At 32.5% G+C, this 24,285-nt stretch carries 26 protein-coding genes and 4 tRNA genes; 13 read left to right on the top strand and 17 right to left on the bottom strand.

The features are described 5' to 3' along the window. Positions 1–97: 97 nt before the first annotated feature. Both AC23L6_RS07905 and AC23L6_RS07900 read left to right on the top strand, forming a co-directional pair. Positions 98–811 (top strand): murein L,D-transpeptidase catalytic domain family protein, encoded by a 714-nt coding sequence (locus AC23L6_RS07905; RefSeq protein ID WP_487561626.1) that lies wholly within the window; start codon positions 98–100, stop codon positions 809–811. 172 nt (positions 812–983) lie between these two features. Further along, positions 984–1,056 (top strand) — tRNA-Gly (locus AC23L6_RS07900). A gap of 152 nt (positions 1,057–1,208) precedes the next feature. Here the strand turns inward: AC23L6_RS07900 and AC23L6_RS07895 are convergent. The 5 genes from AC23L6_RS07895 to AC23L6_RS07875 all read right to left on the bottom strand — a co-directional run bounded on the left by AC23L6_RS07895 (position 1,209) and on the right by AC23L6_RS07875 (position 4,018). Next, positions 1,209–1,448, bottom strand: coding sequence for a hypothetical protein (locus AC23L6_RS07895; protein WP_487561625.1), 240 nt, complete (start codon positions 1,446–1,448; stop codon positions 1,209–1,211). A gap of 241 nt (positions 1,449–1,689) precedes the next feature. Continuing rightward, the gene (locus tag AC23L6_RS07890) at positions 1,690–2,118 is read right to left on the bottom strand and encodes a hypothetical protein (RefSeq protein ID WP_487561624.1); all 429 of its coding nucleotides are present in this window, start codon (positions 2,116–2,118) and stop codon (positions 1,690–1,692) included. An 84-nt stretch (positions 2,119–2,202) separates the two neighbouring features. Then, the gene (locus AC23L6_RS07885; protein ID WP_487561623.1) at positions 2,203–2,673 is read right to left on the bottom strand and encodes a hypothetical protein; all 471 of its coding nucleotides are present in this window, start codon (positions 2,671–2,673) and stop codon (positions 2,203–2,205) included. Positions 2,674–2,720: 47 nt separating this feature from the next. After that, the gene (locus tag AC23L6_RS07880) at positions 2,721–3,584 is read right to left on the bottom strand and encodes a hypothetical protein (protein WP_487561622.1); all 864 of its coding nucleotides are present in this window, start codon (positions 3,582–3,584) and stop codon (positions 2,721–2,723) included. 14 nt (positions 3,585–3,598) lie between these two features. Then, the gene (locus AC23L6_RS07875) at positions 3,599–4,018 is read right to left on the bottom strand and encodes a hypothetical protein (protein WP_487561621.1); all 420 of its coding nucleotides are present in this window, start codon (positions 4,016–4,018) and stop codon (positions 3,599–3,601) included. A 133-nt stretch (positions 4,019–4,151) separates the two neighbouring features. On the opposite strand from AC23L6_RS07875, the gene AC23L6_RS07870 reads away from it, so the two are divergent. Beyond that, a complete protein-coding gene (locus AC23L6_RS07870; protein ID WP_487561620.1) occupies positions 4,152–4,403 on the top strand; it encodes a helix-turn-helix domain-containing protein in 252 nt (83 codons plus the stop codon). Between the two features lie 472 nt (positions 4,404–4,875). Here the strand turns inward: AC23L6_RS07870 and AC23L6_RS07865 are convergent. From AC23L6_RS07865 to AC23L6_RS07855, 3 genes are all read right to left on the bottom strand, one after another. Beyond that, positions 4,876–4,958: transfer RNA gene (locus tag AC23L6_RS07865), tRNA-Leu, on the bottom strand. A gap of 41 nt (positions 4,959–4,999) precedes the next feature. Continuing rightward, positions 5,000–5,072: transfer RNA gene (locus AC23L6_RS07860), tRNA-Lys, on the bottom strand. Between the two features lie 102 nt (positions 5,073–5,174). After that, positions 5,175–5,247: transfer RNA gene (locus AC23L6_RS07855), tRNA-Lys, on the bottom strand. Between the two features lie 127 nt (positions 5,248–5,374). Between AC23L6_RS07855 and AC23L6_RS07850 the strand changes: the two genes are divergently transcribed. Beyond that, on the top strand, positions 5,375–5,893 hold the full coding sequence (locus tag AC23L6_RS07850; RefSeq protein ID WP_487561619.1) for a shikimate kinase: 519 nt from the start codon (positions 5,375–5,377) through the stop codon (positions 5,891–5,893). Here AC23L6_RS07850 and AC23L6_RS07845 read toward each other — a convergent pair. Continuing rightward, on the bottom strand, positions 5,885–6,382 hold the full coding sequence (locus tag AC23L6_RS07845; RefSeq protein ID WP_487561618.1) for a phosphoribosyltransferase domain-containing protein: 498 nt from the start codon (positions 6,380–6,382) through the stop codon (positions 5,885–5,887). The genes AC23L6_RS07850 and AC23L6_RS07845 overlap by 9 nt on opposite strands. 29 nt (positions 6,383–6,411) lie before the next feature. After that, positions 6,412–6,804 carry an RNA-binding S4 domain-containing protein gene (locus AC23L6_RS07840; protein WP_487561617.1) on the bottom strand — a complete coding sequence of 131 codons (393 nt, stop codon included), beginning with the start codon at positions 6,802–6,804 and terminating at the stop codon, positions 6,412–6,414. 77 nt (positions 6,805–6,881) lie between these two features. Between AC23L6_RS07840 and AC23L6_RS07835 the strand changes: the two genes are divergently transcribed. Continuing rightward, positions 6,882–7,868, top strand: coding sequence for an FKBP-type peptidyl-prolyl cis-trans isomerase (locus tag AC23L6_RS07835; RefSeq protein WP_487561616.1), 987 nt, complete (start codon positions 6,882–6,884; stop codon positions 7,866–7,868). Positions 7,869–7,939: 71 nt separating this feature from the next. On the opposite strand, the gene AC23L6_RS07830 is transcribed toward AC23L6_RS07835, so the two are convergent. Next, positions 7,940–8,893, bottom strand: a complete 954-nt coding sequence (locus tag AC23L6_RS07830) for a transketolase family protein (RefSeq protein ID WP_487561615.1) — start codon at positions 8,891–8,893, stop codon at positions 7,940–7,942. Between the two features lie 78 nt (positions 8,894–8,971). Next, positions 8,972–9,820: a transketolase gene (locus AC23L6_RS07825; protein ID WP_487561614.1), complete on the bottom strand. Its 849-nt coding sequence runs from the start codon at positions 9,818–9,820 to the stop codon at positions 8,972–8,974. Between the two features lie 191 nt (positions 9,821–10,011). On the opposite strand from AC23L6_RS07825, the gene tgt reads away from it, so the two are divergent. The 8 genes from tgt (at position 10,012) to AC23L6_RS07785 (ending at position 19,233) form a co-directional block, all read left to right on the top strand. Continuing rightward, positions 10,012–11,142, top strand: coding sequence for a tRNA guanosine(34) transglycosylase Tgt (tgt, locus tag AC23L6_RS07820; protein WP_487561613.1), 1,131 nt, complete (start codon positions 10,012–10,014; stop codon positions 11,140–11,142). Between the two features lie 42 nt (positions 11,143–11,184). After that, positions 11,185–12,270: an LptF/LptG family permease gene (locus AC23L6_RS07815; RefSeq protein WP_487561612.1), complete on the top strand. Its 1,086-nt coding sequence runs from the start codon at positions 11,185–11,187 to the stop codon at positions 12,268–12,270. Next, positions 12,257–13,132, top strand: coding sequence for a DMT family transporter (locus AC23L6_RS07810; RefSeq protein ID WP_487561611.1), 876 nt, complete (start codon positions 12,257–12,259; stop codon positions 13,130–13,132). The genes AC23L6_RS07815 and AC23L6_RS07810 overlap by 14 nt, the downstream gene beginning before the upstream one ends. Before the next feature lie 159 nt (positions 13,133–13,291). Further along, positions 13,292–14,245, top strand: coding sequence for an acetyl-CoA carboxylase carboxyltransferase subunit alpha (locus AC23L6_RS07805; protein ID WP_487561610.1), 954 nt, complete (start codon positions 13,292–13,294; stop codon positions 14,243–14,245). A 140-nt stretch (positions 14,246–14,385) separates the two neighbouring features. Beyond that, a complete protein-coding gene (dnaB, locus tag AC23L6_RS07800; RefSeq protein ID WP_487561609.1) occupies positions 14,386–15,930 on the top strand; it encodes a replicative DNA helicase in 1,545 nt (514 codons plus the stop codon). Positions 15,931–16,050: 120 nt separating this feature from the next. Further along, on the top strand, positions 16,051–17,313 hold the full coding sequence (locus AC23L6_RS07795) for an asparagine synthetase B (RefSeq protein ID WP_487561608.1): 1,263 nt from the start codon (positions 16,051–16,053) through the stop codon (positions 17,311–17,313). Between the two features lie 166 nt (positions 17,314–17,479). Continuing rightward, a complete protein-coding gene (locus AC23L6_RS07790; protein ID WP_487561607.1) occupies positions 17,480–18,304 on the top strand; it encodes an Lcl C-terminal domain-containing protein in 825 nt (274 codons plus the stop codon). A gap of 158 nt (positions 18,305–18,462) precedes the next feature. Next, positions 18,463–19,233 (top strand): DUF2490 domain-containing protein, encoded by a 771-nt coding sequence (locus AC23L6_RS07785; RefSeq protein WP_487561606.1) that lies wholly within the window; start codon positions 18,463–18,465, stop codon positions 19,231–19,233. A 56-nt stretch (positions 19,234–19,289) separates the two neighbouring features. Here the strand turns inward: AC23L6_RS07785 and AC23L6_RS07780 are convergent, their stop codons facing one another. From AC23L6_RS07780 to thrS, 5 genes are all read right to left on the bottom strand, one after another. Beyond that, positions 19,290–20,483 carry an acetyltransferase domain-containing protein gene (locus AC23L6_RS07780; RefSeq protein WP_487561605.1) on the bottom strand — a complete coding sequence of 398 codons (1,194 nt, stop codon included), beginning with the start codon at positions 20,481–20,483 and terminating at the stop codon, positions 19,290–19,292. A 259-nt stretch (positions 20,484–20,742) separates the two neighbouring features. Next, on the bottom strand, positions 20,743–21,087 hold the full coding sequence (gene rplT, locus AC23L6_RS07775; protein ID WP_298120274.1) for a 50S ribosomal protein L20: 345 nt from the start codon (positions 21,085–21,087) through the stop codon (positions 20,743–20,745). Between the two features lie 172 nt (positions 21,088–21,259). Continuing rightward, entirely contained in the window at positions 21,260–21,457 is a 198-nt protein-coding gene (gene rpmI / locus AC23L6_RS07770) for a 50S ribosomal protein L35 (RefSeq protein ID WP_011921545.1), read from the bottom strand. 99 nt (positions 21,458–21,556) lie between these two features. After that, positions 21,557–22,111 (bottom strand): translation initiation factor IF-3, encoded by a 555-nt coding sequence (infC, locus tag AC23L6_RS07765; protein WP_487561862.1) that lies wholly within the window; start codon positions 22,109–22,111, stop codon positions 21,557–21,559. Positions 22,112–22,127: 16 nt separating this feature from the next. Continuing rightward, the gene (gene thrS / locus AC23L6_RS07760) at positions 22,128–24,074 is read right to left on the bottom strand and encodes a threonine--tRNA ligase (protein ID WP_487561604.1); all 1,947 of its coding nucleotides are present in this window, start codon (positions 24,072–24,074) and stop codon (positions 22,128–22,130) included. Positions 24,075–24,285: the final 211 nt, after the last annotated feature.

Genomic DNA, 24,285 nt, shown 5'->3' with positions numbered 1-24,285 from the left:
CATTGTATATTAGTTTTTGAAATCCAAATTTAATATTGGCATGAATTTTGTAATTTTGAAAACGTCTCAAATTTGTCATTTAACTTAAATACAATCAATGATTTATAAGTTTTTTCCTTTGTTTTTTTTCTTTTTAACTTCTTTTACCTTGTCTCCCTCGGACGAAAGTAAAAAGGTTGAGAATGTATCTCATAAAGTTTCGGTTTCTAATAGCGAAATGAATGCGGAATGGGTATATGATAATCTAAATGCAAATCATTTTTCCTTGCCCAAAATGGAAAGTTTTTCCGAAGCTTTAAAAGGATTCAATTTGTTAAAAGAAAAAGGGCTTATCCAAAAAGACATCTTAACCCTCATTGATTTCGGTTTGTCATCCAATGTAAAAAGGCTTTGGGTGATAGATTTAACAACCAATACGATTTTATTTAATTCCTTAGTAGCCCATGGAAGAAATACAGGAGAAGAGTTTGCTACATCTTTTTCCAATGAGGCTTCTTCTTTCAAAAGTAGTTTAGGATTTTATGTAACGGGAGAGATTTACCAAGGTAAACATGGAAAGTCACTAAAATTAGATGGACTAGAAAAAGGAGTAAATGACAAAGCTAGAGAAAGAGGAGTAGTTATGCACGCAGCAGATTATGTTTCGGATGCTTTTATAAAGGTCAATAAAAGATTGGGTAGGAGTCAAGGTTGTCCAGCTCTTCCAGCAGCACTCACAACAGATATTATCAATACAATAAAAAATAAATCCTGCTTGTTTATTTATCATCCGTCAAGAAATTATTCAAATAGGGCCAAAATTTTGTCGTGATTAAAAATAGTTGCCTTTTGATTCGTTGCCTGTTATCAGCTAACAAATTAATACTAAAAAGATTATCTCTTTTTTGAATGTTTGAAAAAAGGTTAATAAAAAAAACTAACGATTTTTATAAAAAAAATTTGGAGCAAATTAAACTTATTGTCTATATTTGCACCGTTGTAATGCGAAAGTAGCTCAGTTGGTAGAGCTCCAGCCTTCCAAGCTGGTTGTCGCGAGTTCGAGCCTCGTCTTTCGCTCTTAAAAAAAGTCTAAACGTATGTTTAGACTTTTTTCGTTTAGGGCTATTTTTAAATTACGTGTATTCGGTTTCTTTGTTAACAGAAAACAAAAAAAAGTTATAATTAATTCAATAAATAAATTAAGGTAACTATATACAATTCTACACAAACTAAAAATTAACTGTTTTTAAATAATTTTTCCACCCAATATTATCTTCTATTTTTATAAAAGTATTATTTAAATCATAAGTATCATCAGACAATCCACTTTTACCATCATTTAAAAATTCAAATAAGTCATTAATACGAATAAATTCTGTTTTTGTTTTTGCACAAGTAATAAAATTAGGATAAGACAGTCTATCATTTTTAACATAGACTATAACCAAATAATAACTAAAATCTAACATGATGTATAAATTTAAAATATTAACCAAAAATAGTACAATATCTAAACATTTAAATGAAAATGATAAAATCTATCGAGCAGAATCAATAGTAAGTTCGATGTAGATGATTTATAAAATTCAATCTTACCTAACGAATTTAAAATTTTAGATAAAAATAAGCTAAAAAGATTGCAAAAAGGGGAAGAAATTAGAGTGACCTTTAAAGAGATAAAAACACTAATTATAAAACAAATTAAGCAACCTATGGCAGTATAAACTGTCTATCAACTTCAATAGAGCCTGTTTCTGGACTAACAGAAAGCGTTATAATTACTTCTCTATTATCAGCTGTTTTTATATCATTAACCTTTGATTTTTTTAGTGTTTTTGCCATCAATTCAATATGGTGATTAGCTGTTTTAATAAGCATTAATAAATTTACGTCCATTTCTTCGGACATTTGAGCAGGGATTGTGATTACTTGTAAAGGCATAATAGTTTTCTTTTTAGGTTTTTTAGCTCGAATTGGTTTGCCATTAATATCAATTATCTCTTTATTGTAAGTAATTGAGTTATATACTTTTCCTCTTTCCATTGTGCCAAAATCATCTGCTCCATGTAAAAATAAGTTTGGAGTTTTGGTTGGATGTAAAGGAATGTAAGAAGTTGGTTCTTCGGGCTCAGTGCTCATAATAATATTTTAAATAGTTAAAATAAAACATAAATAAAATCAATCTTAAATAGTATGGAAACAATTCGTCTAGTTATGGGAATATTACTTTGTATTTTCTTGTTTGTTTGTATTGTTTATTTTATAGTTGGTATATGGATAATTTTTAAAAAATAGGGTACAGATACTTAATATAAAGGCTAATAATGCAATTAAAGGAGTGACTACATTGTTAAATATTGTATATTTTCTATCCCATTCAATTTCAGAAGCCTCTTTTTCAAATCCTTTAGTTTTAATCTTAATAAATCCTTTAGAAGTTATGATTAGTTTTTGTTGAGAAATAGACCATTTAATTAGTTTTTCACTATTTAAAAATTCTAAAGAATTAATCAAATTTGTTTTATCTCTTTCAGCTATTAAAGATATGTTAGCTAAAGCTTCAATGGTATTATCATCTATAACTTTTGATTTAGGTAAATTATTGCTTAGTTCTTGAAACGTAAAAATTTTATTATAATCTGTCGATAAATACTTCAGTATTTGGTCAAAAAATTGTGCAGGATTATCAGTCATAATATATTTAGGTTTAAGTTAAAATTTGTTCTTTGAAATTATTGTTTTTAAAAGTAGAAAATATATTTATTTGTTGGTTTTCCATCACTATCCTCTTTGTCAAAAAGAATAACATTTGTAAAATCTTCTGCAATTAATGTTGAACCGTATTTTGAATTATAAAAATAATATTTTAAAGTAGAATTATACGAAAGATATATTAACTCTCTATACATTGGTTCTGGAAAATAACTTCTTTTAAAAGAAATAAAATTGTCGTTGTACGTAAATTCTGTTTTAGTTTTATCTGTGTTTTTTAATACCCATTTACCTTTTAAATATATGTACTCTTCAACAAATTTTACATTGTATGTTCCTTTATACTTCATTAAAGCAGAAACAGTATTATCTTTTTTAAATTCCTCTGTAAATGTATTTTCATTTTCTTCTTTTATTATTTTATTTACGCCAAAATACATCCAATTATTCATTTGAGAGAACACACTATTTTTTGATAAATCTCCATCTTGAAAATGATTTTGAAGTTGTTTCATATATTCATTTGTAAATCGCTCTTTTATCTTTGTAGTTTTACTATCTCCATAATTTAAGCTTTCTATTTTAGTCATTATATTATTAACAGTAGTTTGTAATTTATTACGATTATTATCATAACGTCTTTGTTTTTCCATAGCCACAGCACCTTGTAAATCAATAGCACTTGTGTCATACGTTTCACTATAACGATTATTTGAACTATTTACAGCGGTATATGTCCATGAATTAGTAAGACTATTATATGATTTAGTGCCAACTAAATTACCATATTCATCGGTGTATTCATAACATCTAGTAAGAGAATTCCATTTTTCAGAAATAGATTGTGCAAAACTAAAAGAGGTAAACAATAAAAAGAATATAATATTTTTCATAATTTTAATTTAAATTATTGTTTTGTGAGAGGTATATCTCCAACCCCTTCATACACTTGAAAAATTGTTTTGTTATCAGTGCCTTTTTTAAAATGTAATTTAACAGTTGACGCTTGAATTGTCCATGAAAATTTATATTCATTATTTGTATTAATACTTTCATTCACATTTACTTCAATATTAGAGTTATCATAAGTATTTAGCAATTCTTTATAGCAAGTTTGACCTCCTGAAATAACTTGGCATACATTGTCTGAAGTGAATTTATAACCGCTCCCTGAAGAGATATTCCCGTAAAATTGAACCCAAGTTCCCTGAATCCAAGCGGGAGGATGAAACGATTTGTTATTTGCGCTTGATGAGTTTTCTGAGTCACTTTTTGAACATGAGGTTATTATTAATGACAACAATAGAATTGAAATAGTTTTTTTCATAAATGAACAATTTAAAGTTTTACAAAAGTTGAAATTTAATTTTTAAGTATTTTACGGCAAACCGTAATTGTATTAAATTATTCAAATATAATAAAATCGGAGGCGTAAAAGCGTCCGTACAAAAAATATTTGTTTGCCACCTTTGAATATGGTTTCAGAGGATGCATTTTTAATAAATTTAGGAATTCATATAAGGCAAATTCGAGAAAGAAAAAATCTTTCTCAACAAAATTTAGCTGATGTATGTAATTTACCTAAATCTACAATAGGCAGAATTGAAAGAAATGAAGTAAATACTACAATTAGAACATTAGTTAAAATTGCGAATGCCTTAGAAATAGAACCTAGAGAACTTCTAAGTTTTAGTAAATACAGAACGCTTTAACATAATCTACCACTAATAAAACAAGTTATATTTAGATATTTTACGGAATTTTAAATAAAGGCATTTACACTAATTCAATATATATTACAGGTTTATAGTAACCTAATAAAGAAAAAAAACATTATCTCATTCACTACTACAACTTAATTATTAATCTAGGTTTAAGTGAATTAATTAAGACTTGATTTGATAAATTGAGTTTATATAATTTTTATGATAATTATCTTATAAATGAATAAAATATAAGTTATGTATTTCATACGTCCCTCTCATGTTGGTCAAGTTAAATTTACCTAGATATAAAGTACTTTTTTTCGTTATGACCCCTATGTCTCGTTGATTTTTTTAATCTAAACATATTTTTACAAATAGAAAATATTACAATAAAGTTAGCGACAATACAATTACAGTACATTTTATAAAAACAAAAATCGTAACTACTTATAAAATAAGAAATTACGATTAAGTATTGTGACCACGGTGGGATTTGAACCCACACGCCCTTACGAGCACCACCCCCTCAAGATGGCAAGTCTACCGTTTCTCCACGTGGCCAAAAACAAAAAAAGTCACCCGCCAAGGCGAACGACTTGTTGTGACCTGACTGGGGCTCGAACCCAGGACCCCATCATTAAAAGTGATGTGCTCTACCAACTGAGCTATCAAGTCGTCGCTTGAAGATGTTTATAATTTTGTGACCTGACTGGGGCTTCCCGATTCTCTTCGCTCTCGGGATAAACTTCTCGCCCAATGCATTTGGCTTTAAAATTGTGACCTGACTGGGGCTCGAACCCAGGACCCCATCATTAAAAGTGATGTGCTCTACCAACTGAGCTATCAAGTCATTAACCTTTCTTCAACGCGGGTGCAAATATAAGGCGTTATTATTTATTTTTCAAAGGTATTTTATTTTAAATTTGTGTTTTTTTGCTAATTATTGTTAACGTCTTTATTTATAAGGTTTTATTGCTATGGAGAAAATAATTTTGATAGGATATATGGGCTCAGGAAAGTCAACAATTGCAAAATTATTGTCAAAAAGCATCAATTATGAGTTCTTAGATTTAGATGAAATTATTGAAAAAGAGCAAAATGCGTCTGTCTCCAGAATTTTTGAACAAAAAGGTGAAGTGTTTTTTAGAAAATTGGAGCACCAAGTGCTGAAAAGAATTTTACTATTAGAAAATAATATGATTTTGAGTCTTGGTGGAGGAACGCCTTGTTTTGCAAACAATCAAGAACTTTTGAATCAAGAGGGTATCACTACAATATACCTAAAAACGTCAATCGACAAATTGTATGAAAGATTGAGAACTCAAAAGGCAAATAGACCCTTAATTGCAAGTAAAAGCGAAGAAGAAATGAAAGAGTTTATTGCTAAACATCTTTTTGAAAGAAGCTTTTATTACAACCAAGCAAAATATGTTGTTACTACAGATGGAAAAACACCACAAGAAACAGCTTTAGAAATACAGTCGCTATTAGTTTAAATAAGCATAACTTGTGTTTTCTTCAAAAACAACTTGAACATGCTCTTGCAAAGAGGTGCTTAGAGAAATTCCTTTGAAATCTGCTTTTACGGGATATTTTTTGTGATTTCTATCTACTAAAACTGCTGTTTTAAACTTTTTTAGCGGTACTTCAAGAAAATGTTTGACTCCGTATATTAAAGTAGTTCCGCTATTCAAAACGTCATCTACTAATACAAGACCTTTATTTTCATAATCTTCTCTTGCTACAGAAGTGGAAATGGAATCACTCGGATGTAATTTATTGATAAAAACTTCACATAAAATAATTTGTATTGGTGAAATCAAAGTGAGGCTTTGAGCAATTTTTTCAGCAAGTACAAATCCATTTTTTGTAATTCCAGCTATAACGACAGCTTCTTCATCTACAAAGTTTTCATAGATTTGAAAGGCTATTCGTTTAATTTTATGTTCTATTTCTTGATGATTGAGTATGATGTTGTGTTCCATAGAGTCGTTTTAAAGCAAGTGGAAAATAGTTATAACTCGTTTTGAGGATTTGTTTTTAATTTATTTTCAAAATCATTCAAATCTCTTCTGTCTTTTTTTGTAGGTCTACCATCACCCGTTTTTCTGTAATGTTCCTTGGCTAGTTTCAATAATTCTAAATGTTGATAGGCTTCTTCTGGAGTTTCATTTTTTCTGTAAATGTCTACCAATTTTGCTCCAACGCGATTTTCAGGAATGTCTAAAACAGTAATTATTTGTGTAATTTGGTCTTTTCTAAAAGTAATAGTATCAGAGGGAAAAACTTCTTTAGAAGGTTTAGCAATTTGCCCGTTTACGGTAATATGATTTTTTTTACAGGCTTCTGTAACCATGTTTCGGGTTTTGTAATATCGGACGCACCACAAATATTTATCCACTCTCATGTTTTTCTAAAATCGGCGTTAAATTGTTTACAAAAATAAATCAAAATTGTATCTTGCGCTCCTAAAAAATCTCTATAATGAACAAATTTAAGCTTTATTTTGTTGTAATTTCCTTGGCTTTGGGTTTATTTTCTTGCAACAAAGATTCCAATACAAGTGAGCCAGTTCCAATTAGAGATTTTGCCGTTCAATATGAGACGGATAGTACAACTATTGCCGACTATCTCAAAACGTATTATTTAGTTGGTACGGACCAAGAATGGACTTTTACAGACAACAGTGACATAACATTGGCAAAGATTCCTGCTGGTGGAACCCAACCTTCTATTTGGTCGTTATTAGATAGCCCAACTTTTCCCAAGCTTTTAAAAAAACCAGTCACACTTCACAATATAGAATATACAGTCTATTATTTAAAATTACGAGAAGACAATAGTTTAGATGGACAAAGACCAACAACGGTTGATGGAGTTTTGGCTTCATATAGCGGATTTTATTTGAAAGACAATTCAACAACTACTGATGGTACTAAAAAAATAGATATCGAAAGCACAGCATTTGAATCTGTTTTATTTCCTCAACAAATAATAGGATTAGATTCCACAATTAGAGGTTGGTCTGAAATTTTCCCAAAGTTTACATCAGGAAGTTATCCTGAGTCTTCAGAGTCAAGTCCAGACCCAGCTGTTTTCAAGGATTTTGGAGCAGGGGTTATGTTTTTGCCATCAGGATTAGGGTATTATAATGGAGCATCTGGTTCCATTCCGTCTTATTCACCTTTGGTTTTTTCTTTTAAATTATATAAAGTGAAGAGAGCCGATCAAGACGAAGATGGGATTCTTTCAGTAGATGAAGATCTTAATGGCGATTTTGATCCGACAAACGATGATACCGACGGTGACGGAAAACCAAATTATCAAGATAAAGATGATGATGGTGACGGTGCTTTAACCTTAAACGAAATTAAAATAAACGGAGTAATTCCTACAAGTTATGATTTGATTTTGGACTGCAGCGGATTAACAACCGGAACCAAAAAACATTTGGATAAAACTTGTAAATAATTACCTTACAATAGAGAATAAAAAAAACCGACTTAAGCAAGTCGGTTTTTTTATTGATACAAAAGGAATGGTTATTTTCTCTTGATTACTTTTTCTGCAGCTTCTACAATCGCCTGATTGTTTAGCTTGTATTTTTCCATTAGTTGTTCTGGAGTTCCGCTTTCGCCAAAACTGTCTTTTACGGCAACAAACTCTTGTGGTTTAGGATTATTTAAAGCTAAAACTCTAGATACGCTTTCGCCTAATCCTCCAAGGAAATTATGTTCTTCAGCGGTAACTACACAACCCGTTTTTACTACTGATTTCAAGATAGCTTCATCATCCAAAGGTTTAATTGTGTGGATATTGATAACTTCTGCCGAAATACCTTTGGCTTCCAATGTTTCTGCTGCGATTAAAGCTTCCCAAACCAAATGACCTGTGGCAATTATCGTTACATCAGTTCCTTCGTTGAGTATAATCGCTTTTCCTATTACGAATGGTTCGTCGGCTGGTGTGAAGTTAGGTACAACTGGACGACCAAAACGCAAATAAGCTGGGCCGTGATGGTCTGCTAAAGCCAATGTAGCTGCCTTAGTTTGATTGTAATCACAAGTGTTGATTACGGTCATACCTGGCAACATTTTCATTAGTCCAATATCTTCAAGAATTTGGTGTGTTGCTCCATCTTCACCAAGAGTTAGTCCTGCGTGAGAAGCACAAATTTTTACATTTTTATCAGAATAGGCCACAGATTGACGAATTTGATCGTAAACTCTTCCAGTAGAAAAGTTGGCAAAGGTTCCAGTGAAAGGAATTTTTCCTCCAACAGTTAAACCAGCTGCAATACCAATCATATTTGCTTCAGCTATTCCAATTTGGAAGAAACGTTCTGGATGATTTTTTTTGAAATCGTCAAACTTTAATGAACCAATTAAATCGGCACAAAGTGCAACAACATTTTCGTTTTTTTGACCTAGTTCTGTCATTCCGGCTCCAAAACCTGAACGAGTATCTTTACTTCCTGTATTTGTATATTTTTTCATTTTTTTAAATTGAAAGATTAAAAATTGAAAGATTAAAAAATTCTGCAATCAGAAATTGTTAATCAACAATCTTAAATTTTAGTAGTCTCCTAGAGTTTCTTGGTTTTGACTTAAAGCATTTTCTAATTGTGCATCATTTGGTGCTTTTCCATGCCAAGCATGACTGTACATCATAAAGTCAACTCCATTACCCATCTCGGTATGCAATAATACACAAACAGGTTTTCCTTTTCCAGTTCTTGATTTTGCTTCATTCATTCCAGTAATGATAGACTCAATATCATTTCCTTTGGTGATTTTTACAACATCCCAATCAAAGGCTTCAAATTTTGCTCGTAAACTACCCATAGCAAGAACTTCATCAGTTGTTCCGTCAATTTGTTTTCCATTAAGGTCAACAGTAGCGATTAGATTATCTACTTTTTTTGCAGAAGCATACATAATGGCCTCCCAGTTTTGACCTTCTTGTAATTCGCCGTCTCCGTGAAGTGTAAAAACAAGATTTTTATCACCATTTAATTTCTTAGCTTGAGCAGCACCAATACCAACAGACAAACCTTGTCCAAGTGAACCAGAAGCAATTCTTACGCCAGGCAATCCTTCATGCGTAGTAGGGTGTCCTTGGAGACGAGAATTGAGTAAGCGGAAACTAGCTAATTCTGAAACAGGGAAATAACCACTACGAGCTAATACACTATAGAAAACAGGTGAGATATGACCATTAGAAAGGAAAAATAAATCTTCTCCAATGCCGTCCATATCAAAGCCTTCTTTGCGATTCATTATATTTTGATACAAGGTAACTAGAAATTCTGTACAACCAAGAGAGCCTCCGGGATGACCTGAATTTACAGCATGAACCATTCGAAGAATATCTCTTCGGACTTGGATAGTTAAATCGTTTAATTGTTGAATGTTAGGCTTCATTTTGTATGTTAAAGTTAAACTGTCGCAAATGTAATTTTTATTTTGCCGAGAGACAAATGATTTTTATAATAGTTATCACAGGGCTGAATGTGTAAGTGTTAAATAAAATCCTAAATCCTATCACGAAGTGTCGGGACTAAATCCTAAATCTTTTATCTTTGCCGTCCCGAACAGTCGGGAAAAACACCAATATGAAGTTCGATTTATTACAAAAAGACACTCAATCTAAAGCCAGAGCAGGGAGTATTACTACAGACCATGGCGTGATTGAAACTCCTATTTTTATGCCTGTAGGCACAGTTGCTTCTGTAAAAGGAGTGCATCAGCGTGAATTAAAAGAAGAAATTAATCCAGATATTATTTTAGGAAATACGTATCATTTGTATTTGCGTCCTCAAACTCAAATTTTAGAGCAAGCTGGGGGATTACACAAATTTATGAATTGGGATAGAAACATTCTGACTGATTCTGGAGGATATCAAGTGTATTCACTGTCTGCTAACAGAAAGATTAAGGAAGAAGGAGTAAAATTCAAGTCGCATATTGATGGTTCCTATCATGTTTTTACCCCAGAAAATGTGATGGAAATTCAACGCACTATTGGTGCAGACATTATTATGGCATTTGATGAATGTACCCCTTATCCTTGTGATTACAAATATGCACAACGCTCCATGCACATGACGCATCGTTGGTTGAATCGATGTATTACTCATTTAGAAAAAGTACCTGTAAAATATGGATATGAGCAAACTTTTTTCCCAATTGTTCAAGGAAGCACCTACAAAGATTTGAGAATACAATCGGCAGAATATATTGCAAATGCAGGTCAACAAGGAAATGCTATTGGTGGATTATCGGTTGGAGAGCCAGCAGAAGAAATGTATGCTATGACTGAAGTGGTTTGCGATATTTTGCCTCAGGATAAACCTCGCTATTTGATGGGTGTGGGGACTCCAATTAATATTTTAGAAAATATTGCGTTAGGAGTGGATATGTTTGATTGTGTGATGCCAACTCGAAATGCTCGAAATGGAATGTTATTTACAGCAAATGGAACCATCAACATAAAAAACAAAAAATGGGAAGATGATTTCTCTCCACTGGATGAAATGGGGATAACGTTTGTCGACACAGAATATACGAAAGCGTATTTAAGACATTTGTTCGCCGCCAATGAGTATTTAGGAAAACAAATTGCTACCATACACAATCTAGGTTTTTACATGTGGTTGGTTCGAGAGGCCAGAAAACATATCTTAGCAGGAGATTTCAGAGTTTGGAAAGAGATGATGGTGAAGCAAATGAGCCAAAGATTGTAATAGTGATTCGTTTATTTCACAGAAAACGATAAAAATAAAAAGATGCTTAAAATAATAGACAAATACATTCTCAAAAGATACTTAGCTACTTTTTCGGTAATGTTGTTGTTGTTTATTCCAATTGGGATTATCATTGATGTTTCGGAGAAAGTAAACAAAATGATTGAAAATAAAGTTCCGTTCATTGAGATTGCGAACTATTATTTTCATTTCACGATACATTTTGCCAATTTTTTATTTCCCATTTTTTTATTTCTTTCTATCATTTGGTTTACTTCAAAATTAGCCAACAATACTGAGATTATTGCCATTTTAAGTTCGGGGATTTCTTTTACACGTTTTTTAAGACCTTATATTATTGGAGCAACAATTGTATCAGTCAGTGCCTTAATTATGGGATTTTTTCTTGCTCCAAAAGCTAATGAGGTGTATAACAATTTTAGATATACTTACTTGATAGGAAACGGACAAGAAAAAATGCGTGAGGATTCGGATGTTTTTAGACAAATTAGTGATGACGAATACATATATGTAAGTAATTTCAATACTATTTCTAAAACAGCCTTTAATTTCTCGTTAGAAAAATTTAAAGGGGATCAATTGGATTATAAAATAACCGCAAACAGAATTAAGTGGAATCCAGAAGATAGCACTTATACCATGTTTGGATATACCAAGCGAACAGTGGGCAAATTAGAAGATTTGATTGAAAAAGCTGAACAAAAGGATGCTATTTTTAGTTTTGATTTGGACGATTTAACCCCTACAGTTTATGTAGCAGAAACGTTGAGTTATATTGATTTAATTCATTTTATTGAGAGAGAAAGAAAGCGTGGAAATGCCAATATTAATGTTTATTTGACAGTTTTATATAAAAAATATAGTGTTCCAGTATCAGCATTTATTTTAACCATAATAGCTGTAGCTGTCTCCTCGATGAAACGCAGAGGAGGAATGGGAATGAATCTAGCAATAGGAATTCTTTTGGCTTTTGCATTTGTGTTTTTTGACAAAATTTTTGGAGTAATGGCCGAAAAATCAACTATTCCTCCTATCATTGCGGTTTGGATTCCTAATATAGTTTTTGGAAGTTTAGCTGTTTATCTTCTGCGCAATGCCAAGCGATAATGTTAAGAGTTATCTGCAACTTCACCTCATTGTTTTTATATGGGGTTTTACAGCTGTTTTAGGTGCCTTAATTTCGCTTAGCGCCATTCCGTTAGTTTGGTATAGAATGGCAATGGCTTCGGTTTTTATACTTCTTTTCATTTGGATAAAGAAAATTCCGTTTGCTATTCCATTAAAAGTTTTAATTGGATTTATTTTTGCAGGATTAATAATTACACTGCATTGGCTCACTTTTTTTAAAGCAATTAAGGTTTCTAATATTTCGGTTACTTTAGCGTGTCTCTCAACTGGAGCTTTTTTCACATCTTTGTTAGAACCTTTACTACACGGAAGAAAAGTTATTTTATATGAAGTGCTGTTTGGAGTTCTTGTTATTATTGGTTTAGGTATTATTTTTAAGGTTGAAGGTAATTACATTCACGGAATCTTGTTTGCACTATCGTCAGCTTTTTTATCTGCTCTTTTTTCTGTTATTAATAGTAAGTATGCCAAATTATACAATCCTACAATAGTATCCTTTTATGAAGTTTTGAGTGGAGTAGTTTTTTTATCAGCCTATTTCCTTTTTGTTGGTGGCTTTAATTCTAACTTTTTCCAATTGAGCTTTAACGATTGGATGTATTTAACGATTTTAAGTTCTGTTTGTACGGCTTTTGCTTTTATTGCATCGGTAAAAGTGATGAAATTTCTGAGTCCTTATACAGTAATGCTAACCATTAATTTAGAGCCTATTTATGGAATTATTCTGGCAGTTATTGTTTTTCAAGACAAAGAAAAGATGAGTATTGAGTTTTATATTGGGGTATTAATTATACTTTCAACAGTTATTATGAACGGACTTATTAAATACTATAAAAAATAGTGTTTAGGGAGTATTTTAGTCATTATGGCTTTCACTTTTTTGGCGCATCTAAATTGTATATTCTGTAAAATGTTTACAATTAAAACTAATTTTTTTCTTTTGTTCATAATATTATATTTTATCTTTGCTCTCCAAACAAAATAAAATCGAACACATCCTATGGAATATCTAGATTTTGAACTTCCCATAAAAGAGTTGATTGACCAATTAGACAAATGTCAAATTATTGGACAAGAATCCAATGTTGATGTCACTACAACTTGCAAACAAATTGAGAAGAAACTTGACGAAACCAAGAGAAAAATATACAAAAATCTGACGGCTTGGCAACGTGTTCAATTGTCTCGTCATCCTAACAGACCTTATACATTAGAACATATTACTAATTTAACGAAAGGAACATTTTTAGAGCTTTTTGGTGACAGAAGTTTTAAAGATGACAAAGCAATGATTGGAGGTCTTGGTAAAATTCAAGGTCAATCGTTTATGTTCATTGGACAACAAAAAGGAATCAATACCAAAATGCGTCAATTACGTAATTTTGGGATGGCAAATCCTGAAGGATACCGTAAAGCATTACGATTAATGAAAATGGCAGAAAAATTCGGTATTCCAGTTGTCACATTAATTGATACTCCAGGTGCCTATCCAGGTCTAGAAGCCGAAGAAAGAGGACAAGGAGAAGCAATTGCAAGAAATATATTTGAAATGTGCAGACTGAAAACACCAATTATCACAGTAATTGTTGGTGAAGGTGCTTCAGGTGGAGCACTTGGAATAGGAGTTGGTGATAGAGTATTAATGATGGAAAATACTTGGTATTCTGTGATTTCTCCTGAATCTTGCTCTTCAATTCTTTGGAAAAGTTGGGAATACAAAGAGCAAGCAGCCGAAGCATTAAAATTGACTTCTGCAGATATGAAAAAACAAAAATTAGTTGACGATATTATTCCAGAACCACTAGGTGGAGCTCACTATGATAAAGAAACAACTTTCAAAACGGTTGAGCAATACATACTAAAAGCATTTAATGAATTAAAAGATTTATCAACAGAAGAATTAGTAGCTCAGAGGATGGATAAATACAGTAAGATGGGCGAATTCAAAGAGTAAATTCTTACAAATCAAGTCTATATCCGAAGCCCTATGGTTTCGGATTTTTTTTTACTTATAAACAAAAAACACTGATTTGTTAACATGGATTTCTAATAACTCTACACTAATTTTTTTTATTTTTTATATACATTCGCACTATGGAAAATTTCAGAAATATCAGCCCAATAAAAGTAGATAAAACTACTATCATAAACCTTGAAAAAGGAAAGCTACCACCACAAGTTATAGAACTCGAGGAGGCGGTTCTTGGTGCAATGATGATTGATAAAAAAGGGGTTGATGAGGTTATTGATATTCTTCAGGCAGATGCTTTTTATAAAGAGGCTCATAAGCATATTTTTGAGGCTATTGTACAGTTATTCACAGATACGCAACCCATAGACTTATTAACTGTTTCTGCTCAGTTAAAAAAGAACGGAAAATTAGAATTGGCAGGGGGTGATTTTTATTTGATTCAGCTCACACAAAAAATATCCTCCTCAGCCCACATTGAATTTCACTCCAGAATCATCTTACAGAAATACATTCAACGAAGTTTAATACGAATCTCATCAGAAATTATCGAAGAGTCCTATGATGAAACTACAGATGTTTTTGATTTACTTGACAAAGCAGAATCAAAATTATATGAAGTAACTCAAGGAAACATCAAGAGAAGTTCAGAAACTGCTCAAAGTCTAGTGATTCAGGCTAAAAAACGTATTGAGGAAATAGCGGGTAAAGAGGGACTAAGCGGTGTTGCTACAGGTTTTGAAAAGTTAGACAAGATAACTTCTGGTTGGCAGCCTTCAGATTTAATAATCATTGCGGCACGTCCTGGTATGGGTAAAACAGCTTTTGTACTCTCCATGGCAAGAAATATTGCTATTGATTTTGGACATCCAGTTGCATTATTTTCATTAGAAATGTCTTCGGTTCAATTAATTACACGTCTAATTTCATCAGAAACTGGATTGTCATCAGAGAAACTAAGAACTGGGAAATTAGAGAAACACGAGTGGGAACAATTGAGTATAAAAGTTAAAAACTTAGAAAAAGCACCACTTTTTATTGATGATACTCCCTCACTATCCATTTTTGATTTGAGAGCTAAATCGAGACGTCTGGCATCGCAACATGGAATAAAATTGATAATAGTCGATTATTTACAGTTGATGACTGCTGGAGGAAACGGAAAAGGAGGAGGCAATCGAGAGCAAGAAATTTCTACTATTTCTAGAAATTTAAAAGCTTTAGCCAAGGAGTTGGGAGTTCCAGTCATTGCTTTGTCACAGTTGTCACGTGCAGTAGAAACACGAGGTTCTAGCAAAAGACCATTACTTTCCGATCTTCGTGAATCTGGAGCAATTGAACAAGATGCCGATATTGTATCTTTCATATACCGACCTGAATACTATAAAATTGATGAATGGGACGACGAAGAGCAGTCTCCAACCCAAGGTCAAGCGGAGTTTATTATCGCTAAACACAGAAATGGTTCTCTTGAAAACATTCGATTAAAATTCATTGGTAGTCTCGGTAAGTTTGACAATCTTGATGAATATGGTGGCAGTTACGATGATTTGCCTTCAAAAATGAATCGAGAAGATAATCCATTTATAACTAAAAATTTGCCTTCTGCAAACGAAGCTTTTGGTAGTAACCTAAATAGTGATGAGGACGAGAGCGATGTTCCGTTCTAATTATCTTTGATCGGTAATCCACTTCTTTTAAGTGAATTTATTTATGATTTTTTTTACATTTAAACTTTTATCTTTGAAAAGGTGTAATTAGAATTGGTTCTGCAACACTAAAATGTAAAAATGCGCTTCAAGAGTTTATTTTATTTTCTTCTTATTTTATATAGTATCACTACAAGGGCATCCTATATTCTCCTGCCTATGGATGAAACTTCTCAAAAAAATCATCTAAAGGCCTATGGAATTACGTATTGGTGTTTAGACAAACAATATAAAGCCAGTTGGTTATTAAATTATAGAGGTGGTTCATTTCTTTTACCCGATGCTGCCGAAATTCGAAAAGAATGCCAAATTCGAGGGGTAAGTTTTGAAATTCTGACTGATGGTGAGCAAGAATCTATTTTGCATGAAATTTCCAGTCCTTCTCAAAATATGGATGCAGTAGTTTTAGAAAAAGCGCCAAAAATTGCAGTGTATACTCCAAAAGGTAAACAACCATGGGATGACGCTGTAACTATGGTTTTGACCTATGCTGAAATTCCATTTACTTCTATTTATGATGAGGAAGTTCTAAGTGACCAATTGTTGTTATACGATTGGCTGCATTTACATCATGAAGATTTTACAGGTCAATATGGAAAATTTTATGGGATGTATAGAAATGCTCCTTGGTATATAGACCAAAAAAAAGAGGCAGAAGCCCTTGCTTCAAAGTTGGGATATAGAAAAGTTTCTGAAGAAAAATTGGCTGTTGCTAAAAAAATCAGAGATTTCGTTATTGGCGGTGGATTTATGTTTGCAATGTGTTCTGCAACGGATAGTTTTGACATTGCTTTATCTGCTGAGGGAGTTGATATTTGTGAAGCCATGTTTGATGGTGATGCAAGTCAAGCCGATTATCAATCAAAAATTGATTACAGTAAGACTTTTGCATTTAAAAATTTTATTCTTGATAGAAAGCCCGAGCATTATGAGTTTTCAGATATTGACATGACTGAAAAAAGGAAAGTTCCTTTTGAAAAAGATTATTTTACCTTAATGGATTTTTCAGCAAAATGGGATCCGATACCCAGTATGTTGTGTCAGAATCACACACAATTAGTTAAGGGCTTTATGGGACAAACCACTTCTTTTGATGCAGAATTAGTAAAATCTAATATTCTAGTTATGGGGAGTTGTGAACTAAATGGTGAGGCTCGTTATATTCACGGTCAAAAAGGAAAAGGAATGTTCACATTTTATGGAGGACACGATCCCGAAGACTATCAACACAGGGTTGGTGATGAGCCAACAGTACTTGATTTACATACAAATTCTCCTGGTTTTCGTTTAATTTTAAATAATGTCTTGTTTCCTGCAGCTAGAAAGAAAAAATTAAAGACATAAAAGTAAGAATAAACAGATATAAGTGTCACTTTATCTACTATTTATGATAATTTGATTCGAATTATAAAAATTTTCTATTTTTGCAAAATAAATTAAACAATTCATCGTCGATTTGTTATAAGTATAAAAATAAAGATAAGAGATTGATTTAGTTTAGGTTAAAATTATGATGAAAAAAATTCAATATAGCTTATTCCTTATTTTATTTTTTGTTATATCGACATTAAATGCTCAAGTAGGAATAAACACAACTACTCCAAATGCACAGTTAGAAATTAAATCTAGTGATCAAGCGAATCCAACGAATACAGATGGCTTAATCATACCAAAGATTGATGTTTTTCCAGCGACAAATCCAACTGCTGCTCAACAAGGAATGATGGTTTATCTGACAACAACTGTTGGGGTAAACTCTCCAGGATTTTATTATTGGGATGGAGCAAGTTGGAAATCTGTGGGAGGAACAGGAGGAGGCAGTGGTAGCGCTTTCACGCATTACATCGGGGAATTGTATGGAGGAGGAATTGTTGTTGCCGTATGGAAAGAGAGCGGAGTAGAGAAGGGGTTGATTGCTTCATTGATGGATATGGCTACCTCAATAAATAATAATTTAATTGCTTGGAGTGGAACAGTTAATGTTGCAGTGCCCTCATCTGGAGCAACTAATTTAGTTGATGGTAACTCTAATACTAATGCTATAGTTTCGCAAAATAGTTCTGCAGATAAGGCATCAACTATTTGTAAAGTATACAATGGAGGTGGATTTAACGATTGGTATTTACCCTCGATTTGGGAATTGGATGAATGTTATAAAGCCGCATTTATTGTTAATACAATACTAGGGTCTTTAAATGGTTTTAAGTACGGAATCTATTGGAGTTCAACTGAAAGAGATGCAAATTATGCTTATTATAAGTACTTTGATGCAGGATATAACTACTACAGTACGAAAGGTAATACTTATTACGTTCGTGCTGTGAGAAGATTTTAATAAATCACAAAGCGTAATCTCATACCTAAGTTTTATAAACAATACACACTTTTAAAACTATAATTTTTGTGCGATTATTTCAAAAATGACTTATATCATTCTTCAAGTAGTTTATATCCCTTTACTTTGCTATAATTAAAAATAAATACATTAAAAGGATGTTGAAAAATGTAGCAATATCAATTTTTATCTTTTTCCCTATAACTATCTTAGGCCAAGTTCATGCAGAGAAAGAAGTCAATAAACAGACACAATCTTGGTTCAGTATTAATAATAATTTCAGATTCAATGAACATTTGGGATTATTGTTGGATTTGCATGTGAGAAGGAATGATTTTGTTAGTCAAGACAGTTTTTATTTTACTAGAATAGGAGTTGCTTTTATGCCCAATTCAAAAGTTTTATTAGCGGCGGGTTATGCTCATATGTGGCTAGCTCCTACGAAAGAAGGTTGGAATACTTTTTCTAATGAAAACAGAATATATCAACAAGCCCAATTGAGTTCTAAAATTGGAAATGTAAGTGTTTTACAGAGAATTCGTAATGAACAACGTTGGCAAGAAAAAATTACTAACGATGTGCCAACTGGAGATAATCGATTCACCGATAGAGTTCGTTATTTGGTTAGTTTTAATATTCCTATTTTCAAGAAAATCGCTATGCCTTCTTTGTTAATTTCAGATGAAATTTTAATTCATTTTGGGAAAGAAGTGGTGTACAATACTTTTGACCAAAATAGATTTTTTATCGGAATTAAACAGAATATCAGCTCTAAATTAAGTTTTGACTTCGGATATATGAATGTTTACCAACAAAAATATTCAGGTTATCAATACGACTCTAATCATACTATGAGGTTATTTTTTTACTATAATAATAGTTTTAAAAATTTAACTCATTTTAATCATCATACTTCGGGAGATGAATAATTTTTTTTATAATTTTAATTAAGGCTTACATTAATTTTACCTCAAAAAATAGTCTTTTATAAATAACTCAACCACCATTTGTCTTTATGATTGGTTTTATAGGTGTCATACCATTTGCAAAGCGGATACAAACATGCAATTACAAAAATCCAAATAGCATAAACACCAATCAAACCAAAACCTTCGCCTGGAACTACAAATTTCCATTTAAAAATGCTTTCACCTTCTGCTATTTGTGCTAACGTATGTCCGTGAACATAAAAACTAATCATTGCTAAAATGTGAATGAAATAAATATGCAAGATATAGTAGAAGAAAGCAGTACGTCCAAAAACAACCGTGATTTTGGTAAAACGGTTTTCTAGTCTTTCTAAATACGGTAATAGGATTAGTGTAGAGCCTATTGTGATACACATGTACAATAATGAAGGAGGATATTTATGAATATTTATGAAAGAAAAAAAAGTGTACAATACGTTTTTTTGCTGTGACCAAACTACAGGATCTCCATAAATATTGATACTACGCAAAATCAAAAATAATAGTAGTAAGCCAAGTCCCATTCGAGTCAAAAGTTGCTTTCTTCTACTAATATCAAATTGAGGTGAAAAAATCTGCCCAGCACAATATCCCATTATCATTAACCCTAACCAAGGTAAAAAAGGATAAGCAATAATCAGATTTCGATTCCCAATGATTTGATAAGAAGTCCAGTTGCTACTGTGGAATAAATCCAACCAAAATCCACCATTAAAGCCAGTTGCTGCTTCAGGGAAATCTAATAAATTATGTCCAAAAACGATTAGTAATCCTAATCCTAAAACTACTTTATATGGCAATCTGATGAGCAATCCAAGAAGAAACATGCTAATTCCAATTGACCAAATAACACCAAGAGGAAAGCGTTCGAAAGCGGGATTAAATGACCAAGCGAAGGAAACAATGACTAATTCTACGAAAATAAGCCACAAACCTCGCTTCATTAAAAACGCACTCAACTCAGGTTTTGTTTTTCGTAAACTTTGCAAATAAATTGAAATACCAGAAAGAAATACAAAGGTTGGTGCACAAAAATGGGTAATATATCGAGTAAAGTAAAGTGCTGGTGTTGTCGTTTCTAAATTCATTGGATCGTCAGTCCAAGCGTGAATATGGAAATAATCTCTTACATGGTCGAGTGCCATAATTACCATAACAATACCACGAAGGATATCGATAGATTGAATTCTTTTTTGAATAGGTTGCTCCATAACTTAATTGTTCCTTTTGAAATTGAATTATCACTGTTTTTTGGCATTTGTATGAAGCAAAATCATATTTAGGGTAAATGTTATTTTGCTTGAAAGGAAGATTTTCACTTCAACATTTAATCAAAAATAGGAATAATCTTCTGATTTTCATTTGTTTATTTTGAATATAAAGAAATGGAGTGTTTTTTGAATAAAAAAAATCCCAATCTTTCGACTGGGATTCTTTTATAAGTAAGTTAAATTGATTGTACAAACGTTTTTATTTCACTTTTTTTACAACAGCTTTAAAAGCTTCTGGGTGATTCATTGCTAAATCTGCTAATACTTTACGGTTCAATTCGATTCCGTTTTTCTTAACTAATCCCATGAATTGAGAATAAGACATTCCTTCTAATCTAGCTCCAGCGTTAATACGTTGAATCCATAATGAACGAAAGTTTCTCTTATTCTGTTTTCTATCGCGATAGGCATAAACCATCGCTTTTTCAACTGCGTTTTTAGCTACAGTCCAAACGTTTTTACGGCGACCAAAGAAACCTTTGGCTTGCTTCATTATCTTTTTTCTTCTTGCTCTTTTAGCAACTGAATTTACTGATCTTGGCATAATTTTTCTGTTTTTTTGTAGTAGGCGTCCCGAATTGAATCAAGAGAACTTAAAGCCATACTCCAAGGTTATTTTAAATAATTTTTTAACCTAAAGAATTTTTAGTGATTAGTAAAAAGTGATTAGTGAATAGTGTAAACCAATTACCAACGACTAATTACTAGTTACTAAATTATATAATTCTTAATTGTTGTTTGATGCTTTTCTCATCTGTTTTGTGAACTAACGCTGAATGAGTCAATGCTAATTTACGTTTTTTAGATTTTTTAGTCAAAATATGACTTTTGAAAGCATGCTTTCTTTTGATTTTTCCAGAACCAGTAACTTTGAATCGTTTCTTGGCGCTAGATTTGGTTTTCATTTTAGGCATAATTTCCCTAATTTATTTATATTTAACTTACTTACTTTACTATTTGGTTTTCAATACTTTGTTCTTATTACATAGTCTGAAAACTGCGAATACAACTGCCTATTTTTTCTTCTTCGGCGCAATGAACATAATCATTCTCTTTCCTTCTAATACTGGCATTGCTTCCACCTTTCCATATTCTTCAAGATCTGTAGCTAGTCTCAACAACAAGATTTGCCCCTGATCTTTATATATAATAGAACGTCCTTTAAAGAAAACAAATGCTTTTAATTTAGCTCCGTCTTTTAGGAATTTTTCAGCATTCTTTCTTTTAAATTCGTAATCATGCTCATCTGTTTGAGGACCAAAACGAATCTCTTTGACCACAATTTGAGTAGACTTTGCCTTAAGTTCTTTTTCACGCTTTTTTTGCATGTAAACGAACTTCTTGTAGTCCATTATTTTACAAACTGGTGGCTCTGCATTTGGAGAAATTTCAACTAAATCTAATTCTAATTGGTCTGCTAATCGCAAAGCTTCGGAAGTTTTTATAACTCCAGGCTCAACGTTATCTCCTACAAGACGAACTTCGGGAACACGAATAAAATTATTAATTCTGTGTTCATCTTTTTTTTCTACTCGAGGTTGGTAACCTCTATTGTTTCTAATTGCTATGGCTATATTATTTTAATTAAACTTCAAATACTTTCAATGTTTTTGCAACTTCCTCGTTTACAATTCTTACAAACTCTTCAATCGTAACAGTTATATTGCCCTTGCCTTCTTGACCGTGACGGCGTACAGAGATGGTTCCGTTTTTTTCTTCTTCTTCACCAACAATCAGCATGAATGGCATTTTTTGCACTTCGGCTTCTCTAATTTTCTTACCGATAGTTTCATTTCGGTTGTCAATTAGGGCGCGAATTTCGTTATTTTCTAGCAGATTTAAAACTTTTTTTGCATAATTTTCATATTTCTCGCTCAAAGACAATATAATAGCTTGTTCAGGCATGAGCCAAAGAGGGAAATTTCCTGCGGTATGTTCTAATAAAATGGCAATAAATCGCTCCATCGAACCAAAAGGAGCTCGATGAATCATAACGGGTCTATGTAGTTCGTTATCAGAACCTTTATATGTCAATTCGAAGCGCTCAGGTAAATTATAATCTACTTGGATAGTTCCTAGTTGCCATTGTCTTCCTAAAGCATCTTTGACCATAAAATCCAATTTAGGACCATAGAACGCTGCTTCGCCATATTCAACTACGGTATTCAATCCTTTGTCGCGAGCAGCATTGATGATTGCATTTTCTGCTTTTTCCCAATTTGCATCTGATCCAATATATTTGTCTCTGTTTTCTTGATCTCTCAAAGAAATCTGAGCAGTAAAGTTTTCAAATCCAAGAGAACTAAAAACATACAATACTAAATCAATTACTTTTTTAAACTCTTCGTCTAATTGTTCTGGTGTGCAAAAAATATGTGCGTCGTCTTGTGTAAATCCACGAACACGTGTTAAACCATGCAATTCTCCACTTTGCTCATATCTGTAAACGGTTCCAAATTCGGCATACCGTTTTGGTAAATCCTTGTACGACCATGGCTTATTGTTGTATATTTCACAGTGATGTGGGCAGTTCATAGGTTTCAATAAAAACTCTTCACCTTCTGCAGGGGTATGAATTGGCTGAAAACTATCGGCACCGTATTTTGCATAATGTCCTGAAGTAACATACAGTTCTTTTTGACCAATATGAGGGGTAACTACTTGTTCGTAACCTGCCTTTTTTTGAGCTTTCTTCAAAAATTGTTCTAATCTATCACGTAAAGCAGCTCCTTTTGGCAGCCATAAAGGCAGTCCTTGGCCTACTTTTTGAGAAAACGCAAACAATTCTAACTCTTTTCCTAGTTTTCTATGATCGCGACGCTTGGCTTCTTCCAATAATTCTAAGTAATCGGTTAAATCTTTTTGTTTAGGGAACGAAATTCCATACACACGAGTCAACTGCTTGTTCTTTTCATCGCCACGCCAGTAAGCGCCTGCCACACTCATAATTTTCATCGCTTTGATAAATCCAGTATTAGGAATATGTCCTCCGCGACATAAATCACTGAAATTAGAGTGGTCGCAAAAAGTAATTGTTCCGTCTTCAAGGTTTGTAATCAATTCTGTTTTGTAGACATTATCTTTATAGATTTCAAGAGCTTCTGCTTTAGAAACAGGTCTAAGTTTAAACTCATGTTTCTCTCTCGAAATTTCTAATACACGATCTTCAATTTTTTTAAAATCAGCATCAGTAATTCTGTGATTTTCAAAATCCACATCATAATAAAACCCATTTGCAATGGCTGGTCCAAGAGTTAATTTTATGCCAGGGTAGAATTCTTCAAGAGCTTGTGCCATAACGTGAGAGGTCGAGTGCCAAAACGCTTTTTTACCCTCGTCATCATTCCATGTAAATAAGATTAAAGAACCATCTGTCGTCAATGGAGTAGCTGTTTCAATAGTTGAACCATTGAAAGAAGCTGAAATCACGTTTCTAGCCAATCCTTCACTAATGCTTTTAGCAACATCCATAGGAGTTACACCTAGTGCAAACTCTTTAACTGACCCGTCGGGCAAAGTAATCTTAATCATTGTTCTAATTTTATGAAGCGCAAATATAAGCATTAGAAAAACACTTCCAATATATAAGCACGGCATTTGAAATAATTTTTATAATTGTAATTGCAATTAATGAAGTAATGTAGGAGCTATTTCCCGCTATTCGTTACAAACGAAGTTCATCGAACTCCAATTAAAATAGATTTTTAGTGAGGTAATCTTTTACATTCTGAAGGAGCAAGTA

The sequence above is a fragment of the Flavobacterium sp. R1_16 genome, from assembly GCF_057652095.1.
This window is presented reverse-complemented; position numbering and strand designations above follow the sequence as displayed.